The 19598-nt window shown below is 69.5% G+C and carries 14 protein-coding genes and 1 pseudogene; 8 read left to right on the top strand and 7 right to left on the bottom strand.

Going from position 1 to position 19598, the window contains the following annotated elements; translation table 11 throughout:
• The first annotated feature begins 220 nt into the window (after window positions 1-220).
• Window positions 221-3874, top strand: coding sequence for a hypothetical protein (locus AB0G28_RS10090; protein WP_361085678.1), 3654 nt, complete (start codon window positions 221-223; stop codon window positions 3872-3874).
• A 1-nt stretch (window position 3875) separates the two neighbouring features.
• On the opposite strand, the gene AB0G28_RS10095 is transcribed toward AB0G28_RS10090, so the two are convergent.
• Window positions 3876-4382, bottom strand: a complete 507-nt coding sequence (locus tag AB0G28_RS10095) for a DUF4188 domain-containing protein (RefSeq protein WP_361085681.1) — start codon at window positions 4380-4382, stop codon at window positions 3876-3878.
• Between the two features lie 58 nt (window positions 4383-4440).
• Complete coding sequence (locus AB0G28_RS10100; protein WP_361085684.1) at window positions 4441-5247, bottom strand: alpha/beta hydrolase; 807 nt, start codon at window positions 5245-5247, stop codon at window positions 4441-4443.
• 207 nt (window positions 5248-5454) lie between these two features.
• On the opposite strand from AB0G28_RS10100, the gene AB0G28_RS10105 reads away from it, so the two are divergent.
• The 5 genes from AB0G28_RS10105 to AB0G28_RS10125 all read left to right on the top strand — a co-directional run bounded on the left by AB0G28_RS10105 (window position 5455) and on the right by AB0G28_RS10125 (window position 11519).
• Window positions 5455-6273: an alpha/beta hydrolase gene (locus tag AB0G28_RS10105; protein ID WP_361085687.1), complete on the top strand. Its 819-nt coding sequence runs from the start codon at window positions 5455-5457 to the stop codon at window positions 6271-6273.
• Between the two features lie 152 nt (window positions 6274-6425).
• On the top strand, window positions 6426-7019 hold the full coding sequence (locus tag AB0G28_RS10110) for a TetR/AcrR family transcriptional regulator (protein WP_361085690.1): 594 nt from the start codon (window positions 6426-6428) through the stop codon (window positions 7017-7019).
• A 2-nt stretch (window positions 7020-7021) separates the two neighbouring features.
• The gene (locus AB0G28_RS10115; RefSeq protein ID WP_361085693.1) at window positions 7022-7870 is read left to right on the top strand and encodes an oxidoreductase; all 849 of its coding nucleotides are present in this window, start codon (window positions 7022-7024) and stop codon (window positions 7868-7870) included.
• 225 nt (window positions 7871-8095) lie between these two features.
• Window positions 8096-10387, top strand: a complete 2292-nt coding sequence (locus tag AB0G28_RS10120; protein ID WP_361085696.1) for a P-loop NTPase fold protein — start codon at window positions 8096-8098, stop codon at window positions 10385-10387.
• A 217-nt stretch (window positions 10388-10604) separates the two neighbouring features.
• Window positions 10605-11519, top strand: a complete 915-nt coding sequence (locus tag AB0G28_RS10125) for a hypothetical protein (protein ID WP_361085699.1) — start codon at window positions 10605-10607, stop codon at window positions 11517-11519.
• 107 nt (window positions 11520-11626) lie between these two features.
• Here AB0G28_RS10125 and AB0G28_RS10130 read toward each other — a convergent pair.
• The 4 genes and pseudogenes from AB0G28_RS10130 to AB0G28_RS10145 form a co-directional block, all read right to left on the bottom strand.
• Window positions 11627-11758 (bottom strand): annotated as a pseudogene (locus AB0G28_RS10130) (response regulator transcription factor); the annotation flags it as partial.
• A gap of 74 nt (window positions 11759-11832) precedes the next feature.
• Complete coding sequence (locus AB0G28_RS10135) at window positions 11833-13233, bottom strand: alpha/beta hydrolase (RefSeq protein ID WP_361085702.1); 1401 nt, start codon at window positions 13231-13233, stop codon at window positions 11833-11835.
• A 999-nt stretch (window positions 13234-14232) separates the two neighbouring features.
• Entirely contained in the window at window positions 14233-14703 is a 471-nt protein-coding gene (locus AB0G28_RS10140; protein WP_361085705.1) for a MarR family transcriptional regulator, read from the bottom strand.
• Window positions 14700-15860 (bottom strand): alpha/beta hydrolase fold domain-containing protein, encoded by a 1161-nt coding sequence (locus AB0G28_RS10145; protein WP_361085708.1) that lies wholly within the window; start codon window positions 15858-15860, stop codon window positions 14700-14702. The genes AB0G28_RS10140 and AB0G28_RS10145 overlap by 4 nt, the downstream gene beginning before the upstream one ends.
• 834 nt (window positions 15861-16694) lie before the next feature.
• On the opposite strand from AB0G28_RS10145, the gene AB0G28_RS10150 reads away from it, so the two are divergent.
• Window positions 16695-17333 (top strand): hypothetical protein, encoded by a 639-nt coding sequence (locus tag AB0G28_RS10150; RefSeq protein ID WP_361085711.1) that lies wholly within the window; start codon window positions 16695-16697, stop codon window positions 17331-17333.
• Window positions 17334-17617: 284 nt separating this feature from the next.
• Window positions 17618-18589 (top strand): NAD(P)-dependent alcohol dehydrogenase, encoded by a 972-nt coding sequence (locus AB0G28_RS10155; protein WP_361085714.1) that lies wholly within the window; start codon window positions 17618-17620, stop codon window positions 18587-18589.
• A gap of 309 nt (window positions 18590-18898) precedes the next feature.
• Here AB0G28_RS10155 and AB0G28_RS10160 read toward each other — a convergent pair whose 3' ends face one another.
• Window positions 18899-19522 carry a TetR/AcrR family transcriptional regulator gene (locus AB0G28_RS10160; RefSeq protein ID WP_361085716.1) on the bottom strand — a complete coding sequence of 208 codons (624 nt, stop codon included), beginning with the start codon at window positions 19520-19522 and terminating at the stop codon, window positions 18899-18901.
• Window positions 19523-19598: the final 76 nt, after the last annotated feature.

Genomic DNA, 19598 nt, shown 5'->3' on the forward strand with positions numbered 1-19598 from the left:
GCCGACCACCCGGACAAGGAAGTCCGCTGTTCGCCGTGGTGTTGTCCAGTGCCTCGAGGGGAGCTGGACAACGCGCGACGAGCCGTGATCCGTGCCTGTAACGGGTCGCCGGCTCCTGGCGATCTCCAGTTTTTCCGGGAAGGCTCCCATGACCCAGTCAGGAAGACGTGAGCGTCCACTCGATGCGGAAGAGGGAGCTCTGCAGCGTTTCGCCGCGGAGTTGCGGCAGCTTCGGTCCGCCGCCGGCGGGCTGAGCTACCGGGAACTGTCCAAGCGCGCGCGGTACTCGGTGACCGCGCTGTCCGAAGCGGCCGGCGGGCAGACGTTTCCGTCGCTTCGCGTGACGCTCGCCTACGTCAAGGCCTGCGGCGGCGATCCGGACGTCTGGCGGGAACGCTGGGAGAAGACCTGCCTCGACCTCATGCCGGACACCCAGGAGAACGATCCGGCGAAAGCGCCGTACCTGGGGCTCGCGTCGTTCCAACCCGAGGACGCGGACCGGTTCTTCGGCCGGCGGGACCTGCTCGAGGAGCTGTGCGCCCGGCTCGCGGAGTCTCCGTTCCTCGCGGTCTTCGGCGCCTCGGGCAGCGGCAAGTCGTCGCTGCTGCGGGCCGGCCTGCTGCCCGCGATCCGGCGAGGGGACATCGCGCCGGGCGAAGCCTGGCCCACGATCCTGCTGACACCGGGCACTCGTCCGGTCGAACAACTCGCGATCCACCTCGCCAACCTCGGCGGGATCTCCGCGGCGTCGATGGTCACCGACCTGCGCGCCGACCCCGGCGCCGTCCGTGTGCTGTCGCGGCAGGTCCTCGCCGGCCGGGCGGAGACGGTGCGGCTGGTGATCCTCGTCGACCAGTTCGAGGAGGTCTTCACGCTGTGCCGCGACGAGGACGAACGGCGCGCCTTCGTCGACTGCCTGCTGACTGCCGCCGGCGAGGACAGTCCGGCCCGCGTCGTGCTGGGTGTGCGGGCGGACTTCTACGCGCGGTGCGCTCAATATCCCGCGCTGGTGACGGCGTTGCGCGACCGGCAGGTGCTCGTCGGCCCCATGGACGCGGACGACCTGCGGGCCGTGGTGCGGGAACCGGCCGTCCGCGCCGGGCTGACCGTGGAGAACGCACTCGTCGAGGCGGTCGTCGCCGACACCGCGGACGAACCGGGTGCGCTGCCGCTGATGTCGCATGCGCTGGTGGAGACGTGGAAGCGCCGGTCCGGCGACCGGATGACGCTCGCCGCCTACCGGCAAGCGGGCGGTTTGCGGGGCGCGATCGCCCGGACGGCCGACCGGGTGTTCGACGAGTTCGACCCCGGTGAACAACAGGTCGCCCGGGACGTCTTCCTGCGCCTGACCGCGCTCGGCGAGGGGACGGAGGACACGAAACGGCGCGTCGCGCGGAGCGAGCTGCTCGACTGCGCGGGCGCGGAGTCCGTGGCGAAGGTGCTGGCGAGGTTGACCGAGGAACGTCTCGTGACCGTCGGCGGTGACACCGTGGAGGTCGCGCACGAGGCACTGATCCGGTCGTGGCCGCGACTGCGTGCCTGGCTCGCCCAGGATCGTGAAGCCCTGTTGGCGCACCGGCGGCTCACCGAGACCGTCGCCGAGTGGGAGCGCCACGACCGCGACGACGACCTGCTGTACCGGGGCGCGCGGCTCACCGCGTGGCGGGACGACTCCCGGCAGCGGCTCAACGACGCCGAACGGGAGTTCCTGTCCCGGAGCTTCCAGGTCGCCGACCGCGAACGCCGGACCCGCAGACGGCGAACGCGCGCTGCGTTCGGCTTCTTCGTCACGGCCACGGCCGTGGTGACCGTGCTCGCGGTGCTCGCGCTGATCCTCGCCGGCAAGAACGCCGAGGAACGGGAGCTCGCCTACAGCCGCCAGCTGATCGCCGAGGCGCGCACGCAGGCGCAGCTGGACCCGGAGCTCGGGCTTCTGCTGGCCCGGGAGGCCTACCGGGTTCGCCCCGGCGCGGAAACCGAGGCGGCACTGCGTCAGGCCGCCATGGACTCGCACGTCCGGGCCGGCCTCACCGGACACGAGGGCAAGATCACCGGCGTCGCGTTCAGCACGGACGGCCGGCAGCTGGTCACCAGCGGCGCGGACGGCGCGCTTCGGGTGTGGACGTGGACGAACGGGGGAGTACCGGAGAAGGATCCCGTCGTGCTGCGCGGCCACCGCGGCGAGGTGTGGACCCCGGTGTTCAGCAGGGACGGAACCCGGATCGCGGCCGCCGGCGGCGACGGTGTGGTGTCGGTGTGGGACTTGAAGACCGGCAGGGCGGTCCTGCTGCGCGGGCACCAGGACGCCGTTTGGGCCGTGTCGTTCAGCCCGGACGGACAGCGGGTCGCGAGCGCCGGGCAGGACGGCACGATCCGGATCTGGCGGGCCGACGGCACCGGCGAGCCGGACGTGCTGCGTGGTCACGACGGGCGCGTCCTCGGGATCGCGTTCAGCCCGGACGGCCGGAGCCTGGCCAGCAGCGGCGGTGACGGCACCGTCCGGATCTGGCCCCTCGACCGCGCCGGTGCCCCGATCGTGTTGACCGGACACCGGAACTCGGTCGAGATGGTCCAGTTCAGCCCGGACGGACGGCACGTGGCGACGGCGAGCACGGACGGCACGGTGCGGCTGTGGGACGTGACGGGTTCGGGTGATCCGGTCGTGCTCGGCAGTCATGACGGCACCGCGGAAGGCCTCGCGTTCAGCCCCGACGGCAGGCTGGTCGCCAGTACCGGCGACGACGGCACGATCCGCGTGTGGAACGCCGGGACCCGGGCACCCGCCATCGTGTTGCGCGGGCACCGGGGCACGGTCTGGGCCGCGGCGTTCAGCCAGGATGGGAAATTTCTGGTCAGCGTCAGTGACGACGGCACGGCTCGGGTGTGGGACCTCGAGCCGGCCGCTGACCTGGTGGTCCTGCGCGGCCACACGGGCAAGCTCTGCTGCGCGGCGTTCAGCCCGGACGGCCGCCGGGTGGTCAGCGCGGGCAAGGACGGCACGCTCCGCTTCTGGGATCTGTCCGGGCGGACGGATCCGCGGGTGCTGCCCGGCGGCGGCCCGATGACGCACGTCGCGTGGAGTCCGGACGGCACGCGGGTGCTCGGCGTCGCCGAGGACGGCATGGTGCGGGTGTGGCCGGCGGACGGGGGCGCGGACCCGGTCGTGCTGCGGGGCCTCGGCGACAAGGCGCCCCAGGCCACCTTCAGTCCGGACGGTCGGCGGGTCGCGGTCGCGAACGGTTCGGACGTCCTCCCCGTCTGGGACTCGACCGGCGCCGGCAAGCCGATGGAACTTCGGGCGTCGGTGACCGGGTACCTGTACGTGGACTGGAGTCCGGATGGGAAACGCCTGGCCGCGTCCACCGACACGGGGGAGATCGTGGTCTGGGACCTCGCCCGTCCCGGTGAGCCCGTGGTGCTCCGTGGTCATCGTGGCGCGGTGTGGCGGCTGTCGTTCAGCCCGGACAGCACCCGCGTCGCCAGCGCCGGCAACGACGGCTCGGCACGGGTGTGGCGGGTGAGCGGCGACGGCGACCCGGTCGTGCTGACCGGACACCAGGGGCTGGTGTGGAGTGCGACGTTCACGCAGGACAACCGGTACGTGATCACCAGCGGCAACGACGGCACCGTGCGACGGTGGTCCCTCGACCGCCCCGGCGAGTCCCTGGTTTTCCGCGGCTTCCGTGCCTCGGTGGAGCGGGTGACCACCTCCGCCGACGGCCGCTACCTGTCCGCCCACGACGACGGGACCGTACGGACCTGGCGCTGCCCGGTCTGTGGCCCCATCGGGGAGGTCCTCGCCTACGCCGACCAGCACGTGACTCGCGAGCTGACCCCCGAGGAGCGCAGGGCGTTTCTGCGCCGGCCGGAGTGAGTCAGGACTCGTAGAGGTCCGTCTCGCTCAGGACCGGGCTGCTGTCGTAGGAGCGCCCCAGGCGGGCCGCCGAACCGAACAAGGGACCTCGGGCGCGCTGGACCCCGGCGAAGCGCCCGAACCCGATCGGCTTGGGCACATCGTCGTAGACGGCCTCCATACCGCCCTTGAGGGAGTACGTCTCGTGCCAGAAACCGGTGCCGCCGGAGTCCTTCAGGAAGTCCAGCCACCATTGCCGGTGCGGCTCCGACCGGGCGAAGTCGAGCAACGAGGGCAGGTCCCGCCAGTACTGGCGCATCCCCATGTTCATCGGGAAGAACGAGTAGTACACGGGCTCGTGCAGCAGCAGGCCGTCCGGCTCGTCCACGACCGACTTGCCGATTTCCCGGCCGAAGCCGAAGAAGGTCCGGATTCCGTACAGGCGGTTCACCCGCATACCGAGGTACACGACGATGAGGTCCGGATAGGCGGACAGGTCGACGGTCTGCCGGCTCACTCGGGTTGTCATCCGGCGCTCCCCGGTTCGGTCGCGCATGGGCTGATCGGACAGAGCATCGTGGACTCGCTCAGCACGCGGCGCGCTTGATGAGCTCGGCCGTCGCGGCGGGCTGCGAGATCATCGCGACGTGGGAGGAGCTGACCTCGACAGTGTGCGCGCCGGCCCGCTGCGCGGCGAACCGCTGTCCGGCGGCGGGAAAGACGTTGTCGTCGCGGGCGACGAGGTACCAGGAGGGAATGGTCTTCCAGGCCGGAACGCCGGACGGTTCTCCCAGGGCGCGTACGTCGATCGGCCGCTGGCCGGCCCACATCGGGTCGGTGGTCGCCTTGGGCACGTCGCCGGCGAAGACGTCGTGGAACACCGCTTTCTTGATGTAGGCGTCGACGCTCTCCCCGTTGGGACGGAAGTCCAGCGCCGTCTCGTCGACCCTGCTGCCCGGGTACTTCGTCTGCAGGTCTTTCAGCGACTCACCCTGCTCGGTGGCGAACGCGGCCACGTAGACGAGCGCTTGGACGTTCGGGTTGCCGGTGGCGGCGTTCGTGATCACGTTGCCGCCGTAGGAATGCGCGGCGAGGACGAGCGGACCGCCGAGGGTGGCGAGGATGCTCTTCAAGTAGGCGGTGTCGGGGGTCAAGCCGCGCAGCGGGTTCGCCGGGGCGATGACCGGATAACCGGCGTGGCTGAGGTGGTTGGCGACGGCGTACCACCCGGACGCGTCGGCGAACGCCCCGTGCACGAGCACCACGGTGGGCTTCTGCTTGCCGGCGGGACGGGGCTGGGCCTGCGCCGCCGGTGCTCCGGCAGTGGTTCCGACGGCGGCCGCGGCCGCGATCGCGGCGGATCCGGCCAGCAGGCTTCGGCGAGATGTGGTCATCGATGTGTCCCTCGTGGTCCGTTTCCCGGAAGTGATCGCGGATCAGTGTGGAACCGGGTTGTTGACGAAGACTGAACGCGCTGTCCGGACCGGCGCCACCTTGTTGACGCCCACTTGACGGGCAGTGGATCGCCCGCCGTGGTCACTCACAAAGAATCGTGTCGGATCTCGTTGGCTGCGGGTGGACCGAGAGAGAGGAACGACGCGATGCCCTTCATCACCACCTCCGACGGCGTGGACATCTTCTACAAGGACTGGGGTACCGGCCGGCCGATCGTCTTCAGCCACGGGTGGCCGCTGTCGGCCGACGACTGGGACCCTCAGATGATCTACTTCCTGCGCAAGGGCTACCGGGTGATCGCGCACGACCGGCGTGGCAGCGGCCGGTCGTCCCAGGTCGGCACCGGTAACGACATGGAGCACTGGGTGGCCGACCTGGCGGCGTTGACCGAGCACCTCGACCTGCGCGACGCCGTGCACATCGGGCACTCGACCGGCGGTGGCGAGGTCGCCCGCTACGTCGCCCGGTACCAGGACCGCGTGGCGAAAGCGGTGCTGGTCGCCTCGGTGACGCCGAACGTGGTGCGGACCGAGGACAACCCGGCCGGGCAGCCGCCGGAGTGGTTCGACGCGGTGGAGGCGGCCATCCTGGGCAATCGCCCGGAGTTCTACCGGCAGGTGGCGGAAGGCCCGTTCTACGGCTACAACCGGCCGGGTGCGGTGCCCTCGGAGGCGGTCATCGCGAACTGGTGGCGGCAGGGCATGGCCGGCAGCATCCAGGCCTCCTACGAGACGGTGTCCTCGTGGAAGGAGGACTACACCGCGGACCTCGAGCGGATCACGGTTCCGGTCCTGGTCATGCAGGGTGAAGACGACCAGATCGTGCCGTTCGGCAGTGGGGCGCCGAGGGCGGTCGAGCACCTGAAGAACGGAACGCTCAAGACGTATGCGGGATACCCGCACGGCATGCTGACCACGCACGCCGACGTCCTCAACCCGGACCTGCTCGCGTTCATCCAATCCTGACCGGAAGACAGCCGGGAACGGCCCGCGACCGCTTCGGTCGCGGGCCGTTCCGCTCATCCGGCCGTGTCCTCGACGGGGGAGTGCGGTCTACGTCACGCAGAATATTTTCGACATAGCGTCGATTTTTCTCGGCACTGTGTCATAGTGGGGTCGTGGCAGCGAAACGTCGTGACACGCCGACCAAGGGCGACCTGCGGGAACAGGCGATCCTGGACGCCGCCGAGGTCCTGCTCGAACGGGAACACACCGAGCCGATGACCGTCGAGTCGATCGCCAAGGGTGCGGGGATCTCGCGCGGCTCGCTGTACTTCTACTTCGGGTCGAAACAGGAGGTTCTCGCCGCGCTGGTCGCCCGCACCGTCGCCCGGTTGCACATGGACGACCAGTCCGCCGACCCGGGCTTGCCCGCGCGCGACACCGTGCGAAGGGCGGTGGAGAACACGGCCCGCACCTGGCGTGAGCACGGACTCGTGATGCGGGCGGCGGTCGAGTTCGGCCCCGAAGTGCCCGAGATCGCCCGGCTGTGGCGCGCCACCGTCGCCAACAACGCCGAGGCCATGACTCGTGTCCTCGTGGCGGCCGGCCTGCCGGACGGGAACGGCCCGGCCGGCGCGGCGGCGCTCGCCGAGGCCTTGTGCTGGATGACCGAACGCAACTTCTACCACGCGTCGACCAAACCCGGCGGCCTGGATCGCGTGACCGAGACGATGGTCGAGATCTGGTGCCGCGTCCTACCTGGAGGGTAGCCATGCTTTTCCTGATCACCGGTGTCAGCAGCGGTCTCGGCCGGGCGTTCGCCCAGGGCGCGCTGGATGCCGGGCACACCGTCGTCGGCACGGTCCGCCGGGCAGAGGACGTCGCGGCGTTCGAGGCGCTCGCGCCGGGACGTACGCACGCGCGCCGGCTGGATGTCACCGACGACGACGCGGTGTTCTCCGTCGTCGGTGAGATCGAGACGCATGTCGGGCCGATCGACGTGCTCATCGCGAACGCCGGATACGGACACGAGGGAGTGTTCGAGGAATCACCGCTGTCCGAGCTGCGGGCGCAGTTCGCCGTCAACGTGTTCGGGGTGGCCGCCACGGTGCAGGCGGTGCTGCCGTTCATGCGTCAGCGTCGTGCGGGGCACGTGTTCGCGGTCAGTTCCATGGGCGGGCTGATGACCGTACCGGGGCTGGCCTACTACTGCGGCAGCAAGTACGCGGTGGAGGGCATCCTGGAGACCGTGGCCAAGGAGGTCGCGGACTTCGGCGTGCACGTGACGATCATCGAACCCGGCTCGTTCCGCACGGACTGGGCGGGGCGATCGATGGTCCGCACGCAACGATCCATCCGGGACTACGACCCGCTGTTCGAACCCATCCGCGCGGCCCGGCAAGCGGCCAGCGGCAACCAATTGGGCAACCCGGCCAAAGCTGCCGAGGCTGTCCTGAAGGTCCTGGAGGCCGAGAAGCCGCCGGTGCATCTGGTCCTGGGCTCGGACGCGCTGCGCCTGGTCACGGCCGGCCGCGCGGCGGTCGACAAGGACCTGAACGAGTGGGAGGAACTGTCCCGCTCCACCGACTTCCCCGACGGCCACCAGATCGCTTCGAACTGACCGGCGGCGCAGAACTCAGCCGCTGGACCGGGGTGTGCCGCTCGGCGCGACGTCCGGCGTCGGCTGGTCGCGCAGATTCCTTCACATCCTGTAGCGCTTCGCTTCTCCGCTGCGACTTCCCCGAAGCCGGCAGACCGCACGGGGAGGCGGGAATTGGTACATCCAGATGACGCGAGTCGCAGATTCCGGTGGCTGGCTCGCTGGCGGGACGCGGTCATTCGATTCATGGAAAGTGTCGACGTCGAACCGGTCAGCGAGCTCGCTCCCGGCGTGCTGCTGGATTGGGACAGCGCGATGGCCGACGGATTCGAGCTGTGGACCGCCCGGCTCGCGTTGGAAGTCATGCTGGACGAGTCGCTGGCTCGAGAAGACATCAAGGCTGCTTTGCGCGCGGAGGCCATCCGCGCCGAAGATGCCAAGCGAGCGGTGATGGGCAGCGAAACCGCCTTGGCTCGGGTTCGCATGGCGCAGGACGAGTACGCACGGCGGGCGGATTCGGCGCAGCGCTCGTCACGCCTGAGCGATCTGACGCCGAAAAAGATCGGATGGCTCTTCGTCGCCGGGATGATCGGTCTCGGCTACGTGGCGGTGCTCGCCTACTGCGGCCCGCAGCTGACCGTGGGGTTCTCGGCGATGGGGGTCGTGGGTTTGGCGGGGGTCGCGCTGTTTTCCGTCTCGATAGTGCTGCGGCACGTTCCGAAGTTTTTGCCGTTCGACAGCCTTTTCGAGATCGGCCGGATGGTTCCGCACGAGGACCTGATCGGCCTCGGCTCGCGGCGGCAGGCAGTGCAGACCGAGGTGGTGATCCCCGAGATCCGGGAGTTCGTCCGCCGGAACCGCGTGCTGGTCTACGGCGGAAGCCTGATCTTCCAGGAGATCCACGGTCTGTACGGCGAAGCGGAGTCGAACATCGTCCAAACCGCCGGGACCAGGCGGCTGGCCAGGGTACTGAGCCGTGCGGATTCCGTCGCCGTGGCGCTGGCCGGGCACCGCGGGGTCGGGAAGACCACCGCGATCCGCTCGATCGCCCGCGGCCTGCACACCAGCCCGGGAAGCCCGGCACCCTTCGTCGTCGTCGCGTCGGCACCGGCGAACTACGAAGCCCGGGACTTCGTCTTGCATCTGCACGCTCTGCTCTGCCGCGCGGTCCTCGAGCGAGTGGGTTCGCCGCGGCCGGAGAAGGGCTGTGGTCTGCGCGCCGCCGCACTCCGGATCGTCCTGGGCCTCGTCTTCGTCTTCGCCTGTGCCGACACGGCCTTCCTGCTGTGGAACACCGACCTTCCCCGGTTCGGCGCCGACATCGCCGGGCTGATCCGGCGTGCGATCGCCGGCTTCCCGAACGACGTGGACCGGCTGTGGTCCGGCCAGTCACCGGTGCACCTCGTCGCGTTGGCGGTCCTCGCCCTGGTCCCGCTCGTCGTGATCGGCTGGCTGCTCCTCTCGATCACGAACGCGATCGCCGGAATTCCGCGGCGGCGAAGGGTGCGCGGGCTGGCGGTGCTGCAGCGGCAGACCAGAAAGCAGCTCGACCAGATCCGGTTCCTGCAGACCTACACCACCGGCTGGTCCGGCAAGCTCAGCATGCCGCTCAAAGGAGAGGCAGGCCGAACCTGGTCCACCCAGCGCGCCGAACAGCAGCTGACCCATCCGGAGGTCGTCGACAAGTTCCGGGAGTTCGCGGGCTTCGCCTCGCGGCGCCTGCAGGAAGAAGGCGTGTCCGAGCATCATCTGATCATCGCCATCGACGAGCTCGACAAGATCGGCGAACCGGAGAAGGCGCACCAGTTCATCAACGACATCAAAGCGATCTTCGACGTCCCCGGCTGCCTGTTCTTCGTGTCGGTCTCCGACGACGCCGTCCTCAACTTCGAGCAGCGAGGTCTGGCCGTTCGCGATGCGTTCGACAGTGCTTTCAGCGAAATGATCCGCCTCGAACACTTCACCCTGGACGAAAGCAGGCTGTGGATCGCCCTCCGGCTGATCGGTCTTCCGGAGCAGTTCGGTTACCTCTGTCATTGCGTCTCAGGTGGGCTTCCTCGCGATCTCAAGCGCTACACGATCGAAATGATCGACATGGCCGCCGCGGTCTACCGCCCGTCGCTCGCCCAGGTCGCCCGGGCGTTCGTGGCCCGGGAGCTGCAGAGCAAGGCCCATGCGCTGGCCGGCGTCGCCGGCGCCTTGCCGCCGACCGCCGAACTCGCCGAGCTGACCGGGCAGATCCTGCGGATCAGACGGATGCAGGAACCGGCCGAACTCGCGGAGTTCGCTGCCGGCGTCCGTGCCGACGAAGCCGAGGCCGACCTGGCCGATCCAGTGACGCGCCTGCGTTCGCAGGCTGCCTGTTTCGCGCTGTTCTGCGCCACCGTGCTGGAGGTCTTCACCGACCAGCTCGAGGAGACGGAGCTGACCGACGACCTCCACCTGATAGCCGTGACCCGCCAGCGCATGGCGTTCTACCCACACCTGGCGATGCAGACGATCGTCGACTTTCGCCGGCGGTTCGGCCTCGACGCCTGACTTGGCGGTCATGCTCGTCGCCCGTTCACGCACCCTGGGGTGATGCCTGGGGTCTGCCCCCAGTGCCCCCAGCAGGCCTGCCCGGCAGGCTGACCATCACTTGCCACGCACGGACTCCGTGTCGAGTAGCGGCCGCACAGAACCCGGTACAGCGCCAAGCCGGACGGTGGTCTGAACGGTCGACCCGGCACATCACAACGAGAGGAAACCACGCATCATGTTCGATTTCCTGCGGCGACTGGTCGTCACGAGCGCACTGGTCGCCACCGCCGGCGGCGGGGCGCACGTGTTCGCCGGCCCGGCGGATGCCTTCGGCCCCCCGAACGACGACATGGCGAACGCGGCGAGCCTGGTCGGCGTCAGCGGCCAGTACGCGCCCTCGCTGAACAACAGCAACGCGTCGGCTGAGCCCGGCGAGCCCGCGCACTACCTCAACGGCCAAATCGTCAAACCCGCGAACCACTCGGTGTGGTTCAAGTGGACGGCGCACGCCACCGCCGAGGCCATCTTCCGGACTCAGGGCAGCAAGTTCGACACCGTACTCGCCGTGTACCGCCGGGTCGGTCCGGGCTTCTCCGGGCTGGTCCAAATGGGTTCGAACGACGACGCCGACTTCAACGAAGGCCACCGGTTGCAGAGCCAGGTGTCGTTCGTCGCGAGCCAGGGCCAGGAGTACCTCGTCGCCGTGGACGGCTACAACTCGACCGACACCGGAGACGTCACGCTGACGTGGACGGGCAACGACAGCTTCTACGGCGCCCAGCCGCTGAGCGGCCCGCCGCCGGGCAGCAGCTCGCTCGTCGGCTCGATCAACGAGGGCGCCACGCACGAGATCCAGGAGCGGCCCCACGCCGGCGACCCCGCGACGCACACGGTCTGGTTCTCGTGGCAGGCGCCGCGCACCGGCATGGCCACCTTCCAATCCGGCTTGGACAACTACGACACCCAGCTCGCCGTGTACACCGGTGACAACGTGGCGGCGCTGAACCTGGTGACCGAGAACGACAACAACCCCAGTGGCCGGCAGGCCCGGGTGACGTTCCCGGCGGCAGCGGGCACCACGTACATGATCGTGTTGGACGGCGTCGGCGACCAGCGCGGGCGCACCGTGGTCCAGTACAGCCTGCCGTAATCGGTTTCGCCGGGCGGCGCTCTTGTGCTGAGCTTGTCACCGTGACCAGGCCCGGCCGGCAATCGACCGAGCGCCGTCACTCCAGACGGACAGAGCCAATTGCCATCCAGGTCCCGGTCCAGCACCAGCACGTCGTAGTCGTGCAGGGCCGGCCGCTCCTGCGCGTCGAGGCCATTGTGGACAACATCGACGGCCATCGCTTCGGCCCGCAGCCCGGACGCCACCAGCCCGGCGAGCAGTCGCGCACCCGGCCGGTCCGGGCTCGCCGGGCTGGCGTTCCCGCCGGATCCGCGCGGTCCTGACGAGAACGTCCTCAGGCGGGACAGCTGAAGTCGTGCGGTGACGTCTTCAGCGCCAGCAGGTAGTCGTCCACCACGCCGCGGGTGCAGGCCGTGCGGGTGTAAACCCCATGGCCCGAGCCTTCGTAGGTCAGCAACGTGGTGTTCGCCGGGGCCTGGCGGTGGATGTTCACCGCGAAAGCGTACGGCGTCGCCGGGTCGTAGCGGGAGTTCATCACCAGGATCCGCGGTGCCCGTGGGATGGCCAGCCGGTGCGGCGGGTTCGCGGGCGGGCCGGGGACGCCGAGGCACGCGGCCACTTCGCCGTGGCCCAGCGGGGTGCCCCGCATGATCGGCGACCGGCGCAGCTCTTCGGCGTACACGGCCGAGTAGTGCGCGAAAGTCCCGATCCGGAGGTCGAAGTCCTGGCAGACGACGGCCAGGCGGATCGAGTAGTAGTTCAGCTCGAACCGGGCGGTCACCGGCGATCGGCCGGCCGCGGTGTCGGCGATCACCTGCGCGGCGTCGTCCCAGTCCGGGCCGTACATGTCCGAGAACACGCGGTCGCGCAGCCAGTTGTGCGGCAACGGCATCCCGTCGGCGGCGGCCTGCGCCCGCCGCCAGGTCGCCAGGACGTCCTGGCCGTGCAGCACGCAGGTCGCGGTCCGGGCGCACCACGCGGTGAACTGCCCGAACAGCTCGTCCAGGGCGGCGGCCCGGTCGCCCACGAAGCGTACGAGGCCGGCGCTGTGGTCGATGGTGCTGTCCAGCACCATCGCGCGGACCCGGTCGCCGTGCAGTTCGGCGTACTGCTGGCCGAGCAGTGTGCCGTAGGAGATGCCGTGGAAACTGATCTTCTCTTCGCCGAGCGCGCGGCGGACCGCGTCCAGGTCCTGGGCGTTGACGGCGGTGTTCGCGTGGTCGAAGACCGGCAGGTTGCGGGCACGGCAATCGGCGACCGCCTGGCGGCTGTACTGACGCAAGGCATCGAACGCGGCCCGGTCGGCGGGCTCGTCACCCGGCGGCTCGGTAGTGGGGTCGGCGCACCGGATGAACGCGCTGCGGCCGGTCCCGCGCAGGTCGAAGCCCACGATGTCGAACCGGGCGCGGATCTCCGGGCTGAAGTAGCCGGAGGACAGCGCGAACTCCACGCCCGACGAGCCGGGGCCGCCGGCGTCGGCGACCAGCACGCCGAGGCGGCGCCCCGGATCGCCGGCCCGGTGCCGGGCCACCGCGAGGTCGATCGACGGCCCGTGCGGCCGGTCCCAGTCCAGTGGCACCCGCAGCGTGCCGCATTCGCCATCCGGGGCCTGGGGGCTGTCCGGGTCATCGGGACAGGTGGTCCAGGCGATCGGCGACGGCGACCAGCCCGGCCCGGCGACGGCCGGTGTCGCGCCGGTCAGCAGGAAAGCGCTTGCCAGAACAGCTCCGAGCACCCGCACAGTCAGTCTCCCCGCATCGGCTGAACCCCGACGGTAGCGGTGCTCAGGTTCAGACCACAAGGAAAACCGGGTTCGTGCGCATGGTCCTCGGGGCTCGTTCTTTCGTGAAAGGTCTCCACCATGGGACAGCCCGGGGAGTCACGAAGCCGCGGCAACCGCCGAGGGGGTGAACCGGTGCAGCCTGCGCGCCGGAGGCGGCCGCCAGAGTCACTTCCGCTCCGGCGCCTGGCTGAGCACCAACGCCGTGAATGTGTCGCGGCTGGGTGATCTCACGACGTTGCGGCGCCGAAGCGGGTCCGGGCGATCGACACCCGCGTGGTCGTCAACACCCGGCAAGTTCCGCAGCCGAGGGCTCGCCGGCCGTACGATCTGCGGCATGCCTGCGTGTCGACGTGGCCGGCGGGTGGCGTGATTTCAGCCCAGGTGGCGCTGCGGGCAGGACACTCGGTGACCGTGCTGCACGAGGTATACGCCAAGGAATGCCGCCCGGTCCCGCGCCTCGGCCCCGCGGAGCACGAGCCGCTCGGCTCTGATCGGCGTAGGTGGCCAGATGACGGTGCCGGACTCGGACATGTCGCCAACGTATCGCGTGGCCTGCTCGGATGTCCGGCGCGCGCTCATGCCGATGAGCGAGCTGAAGGCCAGCCTGATCATGCAGATCGCGGAATGAGTTCCGCTGCGGGCGAGGCTGCTTGGCTTGTCGGTGAGTTACGACCGGAGAGGTCGCAGCCCGGCAGGTGCGCTCCTGACCCCGGCGCTGGTGGTCAACCCCGGGTTGGCGCGCCGCCAAGGTCGGCTGCACGGTGACCTTCACCGCCCGCCGACGCACGTCTGACTACCGGTATTTCGTCGGCAGCCGGAGGATCGCGGATGTGCGCGGCAACAACCAGGGGCCCCGGCGACGGTGGCGTGCATCGATGTGCCGGTGAGTGGGGTTCACGCGGCCCGGGAGCGGCGCGGTTCCCGGGCCGCAACTGTCCGCGGTGGAGGGTTTCACCGGTCGTCGGCAGAGCCGGCGTGGTGGCGCTGGTGTTCGGTGATGTCGGCGAGCATGCGTGTGAACTGCCGGTACTGCCGCGGTCCGAGGCGGTCGGCGTGTCGCTGCTGTATGCCGGCCATGATCGCGTCCGCGGTGCGCATCTGGGCGAGTCCCCGGTCGGTGGGGCAGATCAGTTTCGCGCGGCGGTCGCGGGGGTCGGGCCGGCGGTGGACGTACCCGAGTGACTCCAGTTCGTCGATCAGGGTGCCGATGTTCTGCTTGTACTGGCCGGAAAGCCGGGACAGCTCCGAGGCCCGCACGCCGTCCGGATCGAGGTAGGCGAGCACCGCGCCGTGGCGGGGTTTGAGGTCGCCGAACCCTTGCCGGGCCAGTGTCGAGAACAGTTCGCGCTGCACTGCGAACAGCAACCGGCCGGCCAGGACGCCGAGGTCGGGGTCGGTCGCGTTGCGTTCGGCCCGGTTCACCGGTCCTCCCGACGGCTGAGGGTGTCCTGGATCCAGCCGGTGATCTCCGGCCAGACCGGGTGGCCGGGGTGGACGACGTCGAAGTGGGTGCCGTTCTCGACTTCGAGGTAGCGGGCCCGGCCGCCTTCGGCGGTGGTCTTCTCGGCGTAACGACGGCTCCAGCCGGCCGGGACGGCCTCATCGGCGGTCCCGTGCACCGCGAGTACCGGGACGCCGGCGCCGGGGAGTGCGAGGGGCGAGGTCCAGGCGTAGTGCTCCGGCCCACCCACCAGGAGCGGGACGATCCCGTCGCCGGCGGCCGCCGCGACGGCGGGCCAGACGTCGGGTCGCGCGGGCTCGGGCGCGTCTTTCGGCGGTTCGGCGGCCGGGTCGGCGAGAACCGCGCCGAAGCTGGAGGCAGCGGCTGTCTCGAGGTCCAGGGCGCCGGCGAGGGTGATCACGCCGGCCGGCGTGATCTTGGGCCCGGCGCCCGGGGCTTCGGGTGGGAGGACGCCGCGGTGGGCGGCCCAGGTGGCGAGGTGGCCGCCGGCTGAATGACCGAGGAGCACGACGCGGCCGGTGTCGAGCGCGGGATCCATGCCATCGAGGGCGTCGACCGCGGCGGCCACGTCGAGGAAGGTGCCGGGCCAGCCGCCTCCGGTTTCCCCGATCCGGCGGTACTCGATGTTCCAGACCGCGTAGCCGCGGCCGACCAGATCGTCGGCGACGCCGGTGATCTGGCGCCGGTCCCACATGGCGGCCCAGTAACCGCCGTGCACGAGCACCACGACCGGGAAGGGGCCGTCGCCCTCGGGCAGGTAGAGCTCGCCGACCTGCGAACGGTGGGGACCGTAGGCGACGGTCCGGGCCCGGCGAGTGCCGTCTTCGGCGTCGTCGTAGCGAACACCACGTTCGGCTCCGACGAGGGAGTCGATCGTGCCGAAGAAGGCCGCGATGGCGGGAAGGTTGGCTCCCTTGGCCTTGGATTCGTCCCACGCGGCGTCGTCGGTCCACTCGACGAAGTCCAGCCACGTCGTCTCGTCGAGCCGGACGAGCCGCGCGGAGAGGAATCCCCGCCGGTCGTCCCGGAAGGCCGACACCATCCCCGGCCGCGCGTCCAGCATGGCCTGCGTCTGTTCGGGGACCACGGTGAAGGTGGTCAGTTCGATGACCGACATCGTCTACTCCTCGTCTCCGCTCCGCACCGGTTGGTCCGGATTCATGATAGTCATGAGAAGCGACCAACCCGGGGAGTTATTCCCGCCCCGGCGCCGGCAGGTCAGCTCGCGGCGGCAGGTGGACCCCTGTGAGAGTCACGGCGTCGGCCGTCGCTGTCGCCGGTCGCGTCGGCGGTGAACGCACGGCCAACGCACTCTCATGCCGCTGACCGGTCGTCCGTCGGGACGCGCTCTCATGCCGACGAGCGCCGGAGCGGGAACCCCGACACCTCCCGTCGAGGAGTGGGTTCCCCGGACCCGGCCCGGCTCGAACGGGCTGCCACCCCCACCAAGCGACGGGCAGGACGCACCCTTACCGGGTAGATGCGCCTTGGGCGGGTTCCTGGAGAGAGTAGGTCGGAGTCAGCTGCTGCAGCGACCGAATTTGCTCGCGGCAGAGCCGCGCTCATGCCGATGTGCCTGCAGCCCGTGAATCGACTTCGACAGCACTCCTGCCACGTGTCGCCAGCGAGGATGGACAGGCGGTAACAGGCCGTTGGCCGCTCGCGACTTGGCAGGAGGAGTCATGTCGACGAGGGGTAGCTGTCTATGAGTCCGGCTGTCGTAAGCGTCGGCCCTTGGCTTGTCCAAGCCGTCCCCGACATCTCCAGCAATCTGATCGCGGCAGCTATCGGTGGCATGCTGGTCTGGTCGGCGACGAATGCGCGACGACGCCTCAAACTGGTTCGAGCACGAAGGTTCTGGCGAGCGCTGGGTGGCCGCCACCCGCTCATCGTTCTGGGAGCGCATGACTTCGGGCCGCATCGGCGGTGGGCCAACGCCGGCGTGGTGGGCATGGGTGACATCGGGGCCCTCGTGGAGATCGAAGCACAGCTCCGCAGGCTGGGCTTCGCCGGGAAAATCACCGAGTCGAAGCAATTGTCGCCGCGTGAGCTGAGTTCGGACCTCGTCCTGGTCGGCGGCCCAGTGGCGAACGCCGTGACGAGAACAATGATGGCGAAGCTACGCGGAACAACCTCCTACGATTTCGCCGAAGATCCAGAGCACGAGGCAGCCATGGTGCAGGATCTGAGAACCGGCCGGTTACTGATACCGCAGTACGATGAGTCGGGCTACCCGGTCAGCGACCACGCTTTGATCATCCGCACGCCAAACCCCCTCGCGCCCGACACCTCAGAACTCGTCATCGTCGCCGGATGCTTCGAACACGGCACTGAGGCCGCTGCCGAGAAGCTCGGAGACCAGAAGTTCCTCCGCCGACTCAAGAAAATGAAGCACTTCGAGGCACTCGTCGAGACCACCGTCGTGAACGGTGCCCACTACAACACCAAGCTCGTCGAAACCCGGCACATATCAGCAGGCTCTGGCGGCCCACGGCACGCAGACGATCGCCTCCGCCGGCAACGGCCACTCCGCCGCGACGAGGCTGAGCCGATCCCCGTAAGGAAAACGATCACCCTCGTCGGCAGGTAGCGGACCGCGGACGAAGCACCGATGCAGCAGAAGTTCGCGTCGCTGGTCCAGCGGTCAGCGCGAGGCACCTTTCGACCGGCGCCAGCCCGGCCGCAGTGGCGGCGGCGATGAGCGGACTGGTCAGGTCAACCAGCGAGCCGTCCGGGTGCCGGAGCGGTCGCGCGTTGACGGCTGAGCGGTTTCCGAGCCGCCTTATGCCACCGAACTCTCCTTACCGTTGCCCGCACCTTACAACGTATGGTTACCTTACGCGGTAAGGTTTAGCAGGCGTGAAGGGGTGTCGCATGAAGGCTGCGGTGCACACCAGGTACGGCCCGCCGGAGGTCGTTCGGATCCGCGAGGTGGACAGGCCGGCGGTCGGGGACCGGGACGTGCTGGTCCGGGTGCACGCGACGACGGTGAACCGGACGGACTGTGCCTACCGGGCGGCCAGGCCCTTCTTCATGCGACTGCTCACCGGCATCACCCGGCCTCGGCGGACGATCATGGGAACCGAGTTCGCCGGAGAGGTCGAGGCCCTCGGCCGTGGTGTCACGTCCTTCTCGGTCGGCGACCGGGTGTTCGGGTACAACGAGGGCGCATTCGGCGCGCACGCCGAGTACCTGGCAGTGCCGGAGCACGGCTCGATCGCGACCGTGCCGGCGGGCGTGACCTTCGAGCAGGCCGCTCCCGGCACCGAGGGGGCGCACTACGCGCTCGCGGCCATCAGGCACGCGGGGATCCGGGCCGGGCAGGACGTCCTCGTCTACGGCGCGACCGGCGGGATCGGCTCGGCGGCCGTGCAGTTGCTGAAGAGTCTCGGCGTCACCGTGACCGCGGTGTGCGCCACGGAGAGCCTGGCGCTGGTGAAAAGCCTGGGCGCGGACCGGGTCGTCGACTACACAGCCGGGGATTTCACCGAAGACGAGCAGACCTACGACGCGGTGTTCGACGCGGTGGGCAAGAGCACGTTCGGCCGCTGCAGACGACTGCTCAAACCCGGTGGTGTGTACCTGTCCTCGGAGCTGGGGCCCTGGGCGCAGAATCCCATGCTGGCATTGGTCACCCCACTGCTGCGCGGCCGGAAGGTGAAGTTCGCGTTCCCGCGGGACAACCAGGCCATCGTTCGCCACCTGCGAGAATTGATCGAGTCCGGGGACTTCACACCGGTCATCGACCGCCGGTATGCACTGGACCAGATCGTCGAGGCCTACCGGTATGTGGAGACCGGACAGAAAATCGGCAACGTCGTCATCACCGTCGCGCAAGTGGACTGACCGACGACCCCGGAAGATTTCCTGGCGCCAGAACAACACCGGGACATCGGACAATGCCGTCGCCCTGTTCCCCAGCACCGCCCGCCTCGACGGCGCCCGATCGGCGGACGTCACGTCGCCCACCGACGTTCGTCATCGCGCACCCCGTCCGGACCACATTCGCCGACGGACATCCGGTCATGCCGACGAGCGGACGTTGGCGCCGGCCGATTCCGCCAACGACCGCACGGTGGGTGGCTTCAGGGCAGGCCCGGTCGAGGTTCGAGCGGATGGTCCCGGTTGTGGGGTTGGTCAGGTGCCGGCACCTGTTCACAGAGGTGTCGGGTTTCGCGAACCCCGGGGTGCCGCACCGGTCCAGCGCAGGTGGTCGAGACAGAGGTCCAGTGCACTCTCCAGGTAGCGGGCGGACCCGGTCGACATGAGGATCGTGACGCCACCCTGGATCGCCGTGATGATCGCCATCGCCGTGGAGCCGGGATCGACGTCCGCGTGGACGTTTCCGCTCTCGCGCATTGTCTCGATTCCGGCACGGACCTGCGCCTCCCATTGCGCGAGCAGCTGCCCGGTGACCTCCTGCGCTGCCGGGGTGGTTCTGCCCAGTTCGGTGATCAGGATGCCGAGCGGGCAGTGCACCCCCTGCCGCCGGTATCGCTCGACGACGGCGTCGCGCCAGCTTTCCCAGGCCTGCCACGTGGTCAGCCGGCCGAGGTGTGGCTGCTGGTCCTCGAGCACCCGGTCGGCTTCCCGCCGGGCCACCGCGAGGAGGAGTTCTTCCTTGCCGTCAGGGAAGTAGTGGAAGAGCTGGCTCTTGCCGGTTCCGCTGCGCCGGCACACGTCGTCCAGTGTGGTGGCGTTGACGCCGTGCTCGCGGATCTCCGACGCCGCGGCGTCGATGATCCGCAGGCGGGTCGCGGCGCCCTTCTTGGTGAGCAAGTCCGACCTCCAGGATTGTACTTGCGGGTACATTTTAGGCGGACGACACTGGCCTGGTCAACCGAGATCACCACTG

It is taken from the genome of Amycolatopsis sp. NPDC021455 (assembly GCF_040640995.1).
In the GTDB taxonomy this organism is placed as follows: Bacteria; Actinomycetota; Actinomycetes; order Mycobacteriales; family Pseudonocardiaceae; genus Amycolatopsis.